Annotated in this window: 8 protein-coding genes; all 8 read right to left on the bottom strand. The window is 60.6% G+C overall.

The window, feature by feature from the left end; genetic code table 11:
* Positions 1-68: 68 nt before the first annotated feature.
* Positions 69-1076, bottom strand: coding sequence for an ion channel (locus JK199_RS03915; protein ID WP_086655404.1), 1008 nt, complete (start codon positions 1074-1076; stop codon positions 69-71).
* Between the two features lie 130 nt (positions 1077-1206).
* A complete protein-coding gene (locus JK199_RS03910; protein ID WP_212373983.1) occupies positions 1207-2142 on the bottom strand; it encodes a hypothetical protein in 936 nt (311 codons plus the stop codon).
* Positions 2139-3089 (bottom strand): MlaD family protein, encoded by a 951-nt coding sequence (locus JK199_RS03905; RefSeq protein ID WP_025827036.1) that lies wholly within the window; start codon positions 3087-3089, stop codon positions 2139-2141. The genes JK199_RS03910 and JK199_RS03905 overlap by 4 nt, the downstream gene beginning before the upstream one ends.
* Entirely contained in the window at positions 3089-3790 is a 702-nt protein-coding gene (locus JK199_RS03900; RefSeq protein ID WP_077930162.1) for an ABC transporter ATP-binding protein, read from the bottom strand. The genes JK199_RS03905 and JK199_RS03900 overlap by 1 nt, the downstream gene beginning before the upstream one ends.
* Positions 3791-3794: 4 nt before the next feature.
* Entirely contained in the window at positions 3795-4688 is an 894-nt protein-coding gene (locus JK199_RS03895; RefSeq protein WP_212373981.1) for an MlaE family ABC transporter permease, read from the bottom strand.
* On the bottom strand, positions 4685-7006 hold the full coding sequence (locus JK199_RS03890) for an adenylate/guanylate cyclase domain-containing protein (protein ID WP_212373979.1): 2322 nt from the start codon (positions 7004-7006) through the stop codon (positions 4685-4687). Before JK199_RS03890 ends, JK199_RS03895 begins: the two co-directional genes overlap by 4 nt.
* Before the next feature lie 181 nt (positions 7007-7187).
* Entirely contained in the window at positions 7188-8678 is a 1491-nt protein-coding gene (locus tag JK199_RS03885) for a Ppx/GppA family phosphatase (RefSeq protein WP_212354660.1), read from the bottom strand.
* 91 nt (positions 8679-8769) lie between these two features.
* Entirely contained in the window at positions 8770-11040 is a 2271-nt protein-coding gene (locus JK199_RS03880; protein WP_077931636.1) for an RNA degradosome polyphosphate kinase, read from the bottom strand.
* Positions 11041-11149: the final 109 nt, after the last annotated feature.

The raw sequence follows: 11149 nt of genomic DNA, 5'->3' as shown, positions 1-11149 counted from the left end.
GCAGAACGGCCAAGCCATTCCCAGAGTGTCAGTGTATCCGAGCGTCGGTGTGTCAGTGTATCAGCGTGTCAGTGTTGCTCAATATCATGAAAGCGCGTGTAATCCACAGCAATTTTCCCGTCCGGTCGTGAAAGAACGATATCCACAAACCGATGGTTATGATGCACATGGTCAAACCGGTACGCGGTTCTGGCAAAAACGGTCTGGCCCAGCGCCTCGTCCGTGCCGGTCACGGTCACGACAATTTCGGCCTCTTCCTTCTCAAGCTCCGCCATGCTCTTGCCATGCAGCGGGCTTTCCGGACCGATCACATGCGCCATGACAAATGCAAACCGCAGCACCGGCACATGAGACTGCACCAGCAAAAGCTGATCAAACTGCCGGACCAGATGCCCGTTTTCACTCAGCACCAACCGGGAGAGCGAGACTTCCACATCCACGGATAAAATGACGCTCAGCCGCATATTAGCAATGCGGATACACAGTGCCGGGATCCCATTTTCATTACTGATAACAGCTTTGTTGCTGAACATGATGCGCGCCCGGGGGCGGGCAAAACGGGCGAACACAACACCCGTTGCCAGCGCATTGATCATCATGCCAATCAGCACTTCAAACGTGACAATCACGTTGGCATACGGCCCGACAGGCACCATGCCGCCATAGCCCACAGTGGACAGCGTCTGCACACTGAAGAAGAACAGGGAGAGCAGCGTATGCTGGCTATCACCCGTCACCTGCCCTGGTGCGACCAGATAGAGTAAAGCAAAGAACAGATTGATCAGAAAGTAGGAAATAACCGACCAATACACAAAAGACGGCCAGCTTGCCGTCAGAGCGTGGTGATACAGGTCCGTCCAGACACTATCTGAAAGCCCGACACGCACGACATCCCGGTGGGCCTTTTCCTCCACCAGCGCATGCGTGCGAAACCGGCGGATGGCTTCTTTTGTCGTGAAGTGGGATTTTTTGCCCGTCTTGCCGGTATCCTCAAGCGGCGTATCATCCAGCCGGTTATACCGCGCCGTAAGTTTCGCCTCACGCTTTTCCTTAAGATGGCGGAATAAGCTTTTCATGTCTGACCTTTTGATCTGAAAGGCCGCCATGCCGCGCGACCCTGCCGTCAGACGGTGATACACGCCCGCAGAACCGCGTGCGCCTATCATTTACGCATGGCAAATCCGCATCACTTTGCAGCGATTTTTCTTATTGCGCTTTGGGCTCTGCAAACGGATGGAGGGAGACCCCGCCTGCCAGATGCGCCCATTCCGCCGCATCCCCCTGCGCGGATGTTGCCCCGCCACGCAGCAGCGTTTCCCCCTGCGTCACTGTTGCGGCATCCGCCGTGTTAGCGGATTTGGCCTGCATGGAGGCACTCTGCGCGGCCCGCACCCAGAAACTGGCCGCTTTCTGGTGGTCCCCGCTGCGGTCCGCCGCCTGCCCGGCCAGAGCCAGCGCCCGCGCCATATCACGGTAAGAGGCCTCATCCCGCCGCAAAGTGGCCGCCTGCTCCGCAAGCTGCTCTGCCTGCACGGGGCTGGAGGCCAGCACGGCGCGCGCCTGAATTTCCGCCTTATCCGCCTGCTCCGTGCGGGAAAGCGGCGGCTTCAGCGCATTGAAATAGGTCAGCGCTTTCTGGAAAGCCGTTCTATCCTGCCCGGCATCCGCCGCCAGCCCCAGCACAAGGGCCGAGCGCGCGGCATAAGCGCGATCCGCCGCGTTCATACCGCCGGAAGCCAGCGTGACGGCCTGAGGATATTGCCGCAAACGGTAACGGGCCGCCGCTTCAATCAGGTCAAACTCAGGCTGCGCGGTCTGCCCGCGCAAAGCGGCCGCCTGCCGGGTTGTCTGCACGGTTTTAACCGCAGCCGCCGGATCATCCCCCGCCAGTTGCGCCACGGCCAGATCATACCCTGCCTCTGCCGCAGCCACCCCATCATCCCGCAACAGCGCCAGATCCGCTGCCCGGCGATACTGGGTTATCGCCACGCTGTAGCGGCCCAGTTCAAAGGAATCCTGACCGGCTGTCATGGCCTGATCCCACGCGGCGTCATCCCGTGCGGACGGGGCTTCCACCGCCCCGCCACCGCATCCGGCCAGAAGCAGGGGGGCTAGCAGGGTGAGTGCGGCAACGGGCTTCATGGCCGCACCTGCCGGGGCGCAAGGCGATTTTTTCTGGTAGTTTTCTGCCCGCCCAGCAGCCACATCCCGCGAAGCTGGTCTGTCAGCTTTTCCAGCCCGTACAGGGTGGTCTGCGCCTGTGCCAGCAGGGCTGGCAGATCTGCCGTGCTGGCCTCCACACTGCCAGCAATCGCGGGCAGATGCGGGGTCGCGCCTTTCAGGTCATGCGAGGCAGAGCGCAGGTTGTTCATGGTGCCGTCCGTTTTGGTCATAATACCGGAAACCTGCTGCTCAATCGGCTTCAGTCGGTCAATGACGGTATTCAGAGAAACCGCTGCCGCCTGCGCCTGCTTGAGCAGTTCATCATTCGTCAGCAGCTGGCCCACCGTCCCCTTGCCTGCATGCATATCCGTCATGGTGGCGTCCAGTTCGGCCATCATGTGGCGGGCACTGGCAATGGCGGGCATGATCTGCGCCTGAATATCATTGAGTGTTGCGGTAATCTGGTCCGCCGGGTTGGGGGCAGGTGTGGCGCTGAGCACCGCATAGCTCCAGTCCATTGCCTCGCCATGCCCTCGGCTGAGTTCCAGATAAGATGACCCTGTGACAATAAACTGCTTACGGATAATGGCTGTGCTGTCCCGCCGGATAAAGGGCTTGGCCTGCGGGTCCAGATCCACCAGCGCATACATATCACCCGAGGGGTTGAGTTTCACGGCGCGGATGGTTCCGGCATGGGTGCCCAATAGCTGCACATCACTCCCCACCGTCAGGCCACCCACGCCCGAGGCAGGCAGCGTGACATGCAGGCGCGCGGGCGGTGTCAGCCAGTTTTGCAGCACACCGGCTTCCACCACGGCGCCCGCAAACAGCACCACGCTGAGAAGGACAAGGAACCCGACCCATTCATCCGCATAGCGGAGGGAAATGAGGGGTTTGATTTTCTGTCTTAAGCGGATCTGGAACATTATGCCGTCCGTATTTCTACAAGCCCGTCATCAGCCAGGCGCCATATACTCGTTATCCCCTGCCGGTAGCCCTGCCATATGGCATTATTACGCACCAGCCAGATAACACCTGCGCCCCTGTCCCGCGCATCCGTTATTGCACTGAGAAACGGATTTTGCAGGTCCACAGGGCTTCCTTCCAGCGGGTCTTCCAGAAGCAGCAGGCGGGGCCGCCCGAGAAACGCCCGCACACACCCGGCCCGCAGCAGGTCCACATCGGACAACATGCTGGGGCGCAGCACCGGCAGGCCGGGCAGACCGAACAGTTCCCCAAGCCTTGCCGCTTCCGCCACAATTTCATCCAGCGGGCGGGATGTATGGTGCAGTTGCTGGAGGGTAATCGCAAGATGTGTGTTCAGAAACTCTGGCCAGCTTGCCCGGCGGGTCATGCGCCCGATGCGGCCGCGCAGGGCGTTAAGCTCCCTGTCATGCAGGTCTGCCCAGTCCAGCCCCATGAACCTGACAGCGCCATCATCCAGAGGCACCAGCCCGCAGCACAGATCCGCAAACATGGTGGCGCGGGAGGTGGAGCGCGCTTCAACCACCATACAGTCACCGGGCATCAGCTTCATGCTGAAGGGCACGGGCGGCAGGCCACTTTCCTCAAAAGAGGGAACAGCCTTGTTCAGTTCCAGCAGCGGGCCTGCGATGCGTGTATCCATGAGCTTACAGATCCAGACTGAACAGCACGCTGACAGCCATCACAATCAGCATGCCGCGTGAGAAGCCGCGCGGCAGAAGCGTGCGCAGATTGTCCTCATTTGTGGCGGTCAGCCCCGTCAGGCAGCCGCCCAGCCCCACCACAAAACCAACCGTGACAAATTTGAGCGGAATCACCAGATAATCCGCGCGGGACATGGCCGTGATCACATCATACAGAAACGTCCAGACCGGATTTGTCACCACGCCGGAAATCCGGCTGATAACGTAGCCCGTAACAAGAGCCGCGAAAGAAAACAGAATCCCCAGCGTAAAGCCGCCAACGGTAAAGGCCAGCGTCCGTGGCATGACCAGCAGCAGAAACGGGTCCAGCCCCTGCGCCTGCATGGAGCGGATTTCTCCGCCGGTTGTCAGCAGCCCCAACTCCGTTACGGAGAGCATACCGTTGCGGCCCAGCAGCAGAATACCAACCAGAATGGGCGCAATTTCCCGGATGACCACATCAATCAGGATGGTGCCGGTCATTTTGGCCATCCCCGCCAGACCAAGCCAGTAAATGGTCTGGGAGACAGCGGCCACACCCGTCAGCGTCCCCGCAAACAGGGTGGCAATCAGCCCGCCGCCAATCACGCTGCGCATGGTGGAGGCAAATTCAAACCGCACGGTCCGCCGCCAGGAATGGGCGCGGAAACTTTCAAAAATAACGCCCCAGCTTGCCCCGAGCATAATCAGGAAAAAGCGGATCTGCCGCCGTGTCAGCCGCCCCAGCCATGCCAGTTTTTCCCGCGCCCATTCACGCAGCGTCAGTTTTGGCCGGTGCTGGGGGTGGCTGGCGGCATCCGCCTCCAGAATCGGGTCCCGCTCTTCCCCCGGATTACGTGGCTCGCTGCCGCCACTCATCGGCGTGCCGCCAGAATATACGCGCGGCCCAGCCCCAGATGCGGCGCAAAGAAGGACCCGCGAGAGCGGAACAGATACCTGTCACGCAGCGCCTGATACACGCGGTCCGTCACCTGAATGGTGCCGCCATCACTCGCGCCCTGCGCCATCAGTTCCGCCAGAGAGACCGTCTGCCCCCACAGGTTGAACACTTTTGGGTCTTCACCCACAGCGCCACCAAAGGCCGCGCCATAGTCCAGCCCCATGGCAAAAACCGGCTCAAGATTAGCGGCCGCCAGTGTTGCCATAAATGTCTCGCGCATGGTCAGTGCGGCATCGGCAATGCGGATAATGGCTGTCGGGTCTTCCTCAACTGTGCAGCCCGCCATGCAGATCATCCGGTGCCCCGCCACCTCCACCGCAAACAGGCCGCGCTCTCTGGAAATGCGCTGCACATCGGTTGCCAGGGCATTAATCAACTGGAGCAGGCTCTGGGTTTCCGCCTCACCATCCACAACCGGGTCAGAAAACGTGATCACCAGCACCGCAACGGACGGATAAATGCCTGACGTGCTGACACCCGCCACCTGCGGCGCCTGCATCAGCATATTATCATAACGCGGCGCAGGCAGCGGCGTGGCGGATGCCGCAGTGCCCGGAATATCCTCAGCGGCCAGAGCATGAGTCCCGGCATCATCAGCGGTTTCCGCCAGCCTGATCCCGGCGATGGAGGCCATAAGGTCTACAAAATACAGCAGATGCGGCGCCATGTGCGCATCTTCCAGCACCAGCCCGCCCATAATCCCTTTCGGGCCGTGAATGGGGTAGATCGCGAGCATTCTGGTGCCCAGTTCCCGCATCACGAGGCGTTCAAACTGCCGGGTGCGTTCATCCGTGGCGGCATTTTCAACCGTCAGCACATCCCCGGCTTCAATAGTTTCAAACAGGTCGCCCAGATCAGCGCGCGACATTTCAAAACCACCGGAATGAGCATCCTGTTTCTGATCATACGAATCCTCGCAGATCATCGCCGCGCCATCGTGCAGCAACCGCCAGATGCTGGCCCGGCGCGCATCCGTGATGTGCACAAGCTGCTCCGTCAGCACCAGTGGTTCAGCAGTCGGGTCAAACAGGCGGGGGGTAGCGGCAACCTGCTGCACGGCTGCGGTTTCATGCGCAATCTGCGCGCCCTGCTGCCCCAGTTTGCGGGCCACCCGTTCTGACCGCCGGACCTGCCGCACCAGAAACCCGGCCAGCACCAGAGAGAACACGATAATAATGCCTGCAAACTGCAAGCTCTGCTGGCTGCTCTGCCGGGCAAAGTTTGCAAAGTCGCTCTCCGGGGCGGACAGAAGCAAAATCCAGCCCTCTGCTGAATTTTTCAGCGGGGACGCAATGGTGACGTAGCGTTTGCCATTCAGCTCAAAACTGCGTGGCCCGAACCCCCGCACGCGGTAATGGTCATAACCGCGGGCAAAAACCGGGTGCGTCTTAGGGTCCAGCACCATCTTGTTGGGGTCCCATCCCGCAGCTTCCGCCTGCTGCATGATGTTACGCCCCGCAATGACCCGGCCCTTGCTGTCCAGAATAATAGCGTTGCCGGTTTTGCCGACTTTCAGATGGTCAAGAAAGGTGCTGAGTTCATTGAGAGAAATATTGGTGGCAAACACATAGGTATGCCCGTTTGAGCCCTTAAACCGCAGAGAGCTTGTCATCACAAACTGGCGCGCCGTGGCAAACAGATAAGGCTGCGTCCACTGCGTGTCCGTCTTGCCCTCCGTATTGGTGTACCAGGGGCGTTTCCGGGGGTCATATCCGGTTGCGTCGGTATATTCCTCGCCGGTCTTTACGCCGTCATCCGTATAAAACTCGCGGTGATAGACCTGTTTGCCATCATGCACTTCAAACGTGGTGCGTTCCTGATTTTTGCCATCCGGCCCACGGGTAATCAGACGGAAATGCCCATCTTCATCCCCCAGATAAAAGGACTGTAACTGCGGCACGCTTTGCAGCATGGCCGCACCGTAGGAATTGAACACCCGGTCCGCCACCTGCGGCGGCGCATGCGTAATCATCCCGCTGGCGATGATATTCCCGGCCATGGCGGGCATAATGTAGTCTGACACTTCCTGAGAAATGTTCTGCTGCACAGCGCCCAGCAATTCATGCGTCAGCGCCACAACGCCCGCCCGCGTGGAGCGGTAGGAATGCAGGCCAATGGCAGCAATGGCCCCCACAACCAGCACCAGCGCGCCAAAGGGCAGAACCAGATGCAGCAGGACGCGCTTGATAGACGCATCATTCTGCACAGTTGGGTCGACAATCTCATCAGAAGACACGTGATTTTTTCCCCTGACTTCTGGTCATAAATCCCTCATCCGCCGCAGATGTCTAAAAATTAAGGTGCCCAGAACGCGGCGGATTGTCCAGCCCCATAGCACTGCCGGGGCACGCAGAGCCTCTATGCTCTGCCCCCTGCACACATCTGCTCCTGAGAGAAAACAGGCAACCGCCGGGAGATCAGGCTTCCAGATCAGCCTCAAAGCGCGTTGGCACATCCAGCGCCTGCCCCAGTCTGGCAAGTCCGCGCCCCACTGTTTCCCCCCGCACGGCCACGCGTGAGGACACCAGCTTGAGCACCAGTTCCTTGCGCTGCCACAGCAACGCCGTGCCATCCAGCAAAACGGCCGTGCCGCCGGAGAGCGAATAAGCCAGCCGCAACGCCTGCCCCAGCACAATGGCGCGCCGCCATGCGGCCTCACTCAGCAGCGTGCGGGAGGTTGCCAGAAACTCGACAGTCGTATCCGCGGCGTAGCGCACGGCCAGCGCCAGTGAGAGCCAGGCCCGGGCCTCATGGTCAAACCCCACACCCTGCATGCGCAGAATACGCCAGTAGGTCTGCTCTGCCCGGTATTCCGGGTGATCGTGGCTGCCGACATCAGAGAGGATGCAGGCAATGCGCCGCAGATGCTGCTCCTGCGGTGTTTCCTTGGGCAAAAGGCCATCTGTCCAGCGGCACAAGACATCCGGCAGCGTGTTGCTACGGCCCAGCCGGGCGCACATATCCCGCGCCACAACATCCATCGGGTCCTGCGGCAGGCAATCCGGGGCGACATTCAGCATGTACCACCCCTCCCGCAGACCATCCACGCAGAACACCACCCGGTCAGGCTGCACCTTACGCAGCAGCCTGCGCAGCACCGTGGCCGCAAACGGCACATCATCCAGACGTTTTTTGGGGGCTCCGGGCAGGCGTTCCAGACCACGGCGCGGCGCATGCAGCAGCCAGCCCGTCATCTCCCGCGCTTCTTCCAGCCCCAGAGTATAATAATGCACAATGTTCAGCGGATACTGCATGCGGGCAATGTGCAGGCGCGCCAGCGCACGGAACGCCCCGCCCACCAGATACAGCGTGCTGCCCTTGACCTGAGGCAGCCATTTGACGGCCCCGATATCCTCGTCCGCCAGCGTGCGGGCCACTTCAAGGTCGCCCTTCGCACGGTCACTCAGGCGGATCACGCCGAGCGGCAGGGTATTGGCGTCATGCCGCCCGTCTTCCGTCAGGTGGATCAGTTCCAGTGACCCACCTCCAACATCGGCCACCAGACCATTGGCGCGGGGGATACCGCACATCACGCCAATCGCGGAGTGATCAGCCTCCTCTTCCCCGCTCAGGATGCGGATGGGCACGCCCGGCATGTTTCTGCGCAGGGCTTCCACAAATTCCGGGCCGTTCAGGGCATCACGCACAGCAGCGGTGGCCAGAATTTCAAACGGGTCCGCGTTCATGGCACGCGCAATGGCGTGGAAGCGGCTCAGCACTTCCATCGCCATCTGCACGCCTTCTTCATTCAGCTTGCCTGTGGCGGTCAGCCCGCGGCCCAGACGCAACACCGCCTTTTCATTAAAAATAGGCACGGGGTTGCGTGATATGCCCTCGAACACCACGAGGCGCACAGAATTGGACCCAAGATCAACAACGGCCGAGCGGCGCGGCATATCAGTCTGCATGGGCGGCACTCTACTCCCGAAACGCATTCACGAAAACCGGGAACAGACGCCGAAAACACGCTTTCTGATTTTCCCGCACCACTGGCTGAGGTCAGTCATCAAACATCAGGTCTTTGGACGTGGGCAGAGAGGCCGGTGCGCGCAAAGGCGTTTCATGCGCGGCGGAGCCCCGGCCAGAGAGCGAAGGATGCGTCATGAACCATTCATGCGCCGAGAACGGCCGCGCCCCCGGTGACAGTCTGCGCCATGTGCCGCTGGATTCCAGCCCCCAGGATTGCAGGTTGTCTTTGATATTGGAGACCATGATCTGCCCCAGCATCTGGGCATGCACCGTCGGGTTGGTAACGGGCACCATGCTTTCCACCCGCCAGTCCATATTGCGCGTCATCCAGTCTGCTGAAGACAGATAGACCTTGGCATAACGGGACGGCAGACGGTGGCCGTTGCCAAACGCGAAAATACGCGAATGTTCCAGAAAACGCCCGACAACGGATTTGATGCGGATATTCTCAGAGAGACCCGGCACACCCGGACGCAGACAGCATATCCCACGGATCACGCCCACAATCCTGACCCCGGCGCAGGAGGCACGATAGAGGCAGTCGATCAGGTCCGGGTCCACCAGCGCATTCATCTTCAGCCAGATCGTGCCCGGACGCCCGGCTTTAACGTGGGCCATTTCTTCCTCAATCAGTTCCCGCAGCGTGCTGCGGATGGTGATGGGGGAGAAAGAAATGGCTTCCATTCTGGCGGGCATGGCGTAGCCGGTCACGTAGTTGAACAGGCGGGCGGAATCCCGCGCCAGTTCCGGCTTGCAGGTAAAAAAGGAGAGATCCGTATAAATCTTGGCGGTAATCGGGTGGTAGTTGCCCGTGCCAAAATGCGCGTAGGACCGCACCTGATTCCCCTCACGCCGCACCACAAGGCTCAGCTTGGCGTGGGTTTTCAGGTCCGCAAACCCAAACACCACCTGCACCCCGGCGGCTTCCAGCGCGCGGGCAAGGCGGATATTGGCTTCTTCATCAAACCGTGCACGCAGTTCCACCATGGCCGTCACGGACTTCCCGGCCTCGGCGGCTTCAATCAGCGCCTTCACGATGGGGGAATCGCGGGAGGTCCGGTAGAGTGTCTGCTTGATGGCAATCACGTTCGGGTCGAGTGCGGCCTGACGCAGGAACTGCACAACAACGTCAAAGCTTTCAAACGGGTGATGGACCAGCAGGTCCTTCGCGCGGATGGCGGCAAAGCAATCCCCGTTGAAATCCAGAATCCGTTCCGGGAAGCGCGGCGTATAGGGCGGGAACAGCAGATCGGGGCGGTCATCCACAATCATCTGCTTGAGGTCTACCACGCCAATCATGCCGGAATGGACGGCAATTTCTTCCGATGGCAGGTCCAGACCGGAGGCAATGGCGTCCGCCAGTTCGGTCGGCACGCGCTTTTCCATATCCAGATGGATCACCACCCCACGGCGGCGGCGTTTGAGCGCACTTTCATAGGAGCGGACAAGGTCTTCGGCCTCATCCTCAAATTCCACATCGGTATCACGCACCACGCGCAGCATCCCGCTTTCCCCCACCACAAGGCCGGGGAAAAGCTGGTCCATGCACAGCGTGATCAGATCTTCCAGACGGATAAAGCGGACAGCGTTGTTCTCTGCTCCCTCCTTGCCCGGCAGGCGGATAAACCGCTCCACCTGCGCAGGCAGCAGGATCAGCGCGTTCATGGCGAAGGCCCCGTTTTCCGCCAGCAGCAGGCGCAGGCCGAGTGCCAGCCCCATGTTCGGGATAAAGGGCAGCGGATGCGCCGGGTCCACTGCAAGCGGCGTCAGAACCGGGAACACACGGTCCATAAAGCAGGCATGCAGCCATGTGCGGTCGGCTTCATCCAGATCAGCCGGTTCACACAGGACCACGCCTTCTTCCGCCAGCAGGCCGCGCAGTTCCACCCAGATACGCTGCTGTTCACGCAGGAGCTGGGCGCAGCGTTCACGCACCGCATCAAGCTGCTGGGCCGGGGTGAGGCCATCGGGTGAAAGAGCGACCAGCCCTTCCCGCACCTGCCCGACCAGCCCGGCCACACGCACAGAATAAAATTCATCCAGATTGCTGGCGCTGATGGACAGAAAGCGCAGGCGTTCCAGCAGCGGGTTGCGGGGGTTATCCGCCTCTTCCACCACGCGCTGGTTAAAGGCCAGCCATGAGAGCTCCCGGTTGATAAACCGCTCGGGCATTTCCAGCGTCACCTTTTTCTGGGTCGGCTTTTTGCTGGCCCGGCTGGCGGCCGGTGCACGTCTGCGGGCGGGCACTCTGGCTCTGGCTGATTGGCCTGTTTTTTTATTCTGCGCCGTCGTCACACCCATTCTCCCTGTCTGCGCCACGCCCGCCTGCATTGGCCTTGCTGGCACGTGGCCATCGTCTCTGATGTTGCTGCACCATACTGTACAGTCATCTGACGGGAAAAGAATGGCA

This window comes from Acetobacter persici (assembly GCF_018256955.1).
Lineage (GTDB): Bacteria > Pseudomonadota > Alphaproteobacteria > Acetobacterales > Acetobacteraceae > Acetobacter > Acetobacter persici.
This window is presented reverse-complemented; position numbering and strand designations above follow the sequence as displayed.

What these genes read in the sequence shown, in the direction of transcription:
- JK199_RS03900 (WP_077930162.1), bottom strand. Translation starts at nt 3,790, where the DNA reads ATGGATACACGCATCGCAGGCCCGCTGCTGGAACTGAACAAGGCTGTT.
- JK199_RS03915 (WP_086655404.1), bottom strand. Translation starts at nt 1,076, where the DNA reads ATGAAAAGCTTATTCCGCCATCTTAAGGAAAAGCGTGAGGCGAAACTT.
- JK199_RS03885 (WP_212354660.1), bottom strand. Translation starts at nt 8,678, where the DNA reads ATGCAGACTGATATGCCGCGCCGCTCGGCCGTTGTTGATCTTGGGTCC.
- JK199_RS03880 (WP_077931636.1), bottom strand. Translation starts at nt 11,040, where the DNA reads ATGGGTGTGACGACGGCGCAGAATAAAAAAACAGGCCAATCAGCCAGA.
- JK199_RS03910 (WP_212373983.1), bottom strand. Translation starts at nt 2,142, where the DNA reads ATGAAGCCCGTTGCCGCACTCACCCTGCTAGCCCCCCTGCTTCTGGCC.
- JK199_RS03905 (WP_025827036.1), bottom strand. Translation starts at nt 3,089, where the DNA reads ATGTTCCAGATCCGCTTAAGACAGAAAATCAAACCCCTCATTTCCCTC.
- JK199_RS03895 (WP_212373981.1), bottom strand. Translation starts at nt 4,688, where the DNA reads ATGAGTGGCGGCAGCGAGCCACGTAATCCGGGGGAAGAGCGGGACCCG.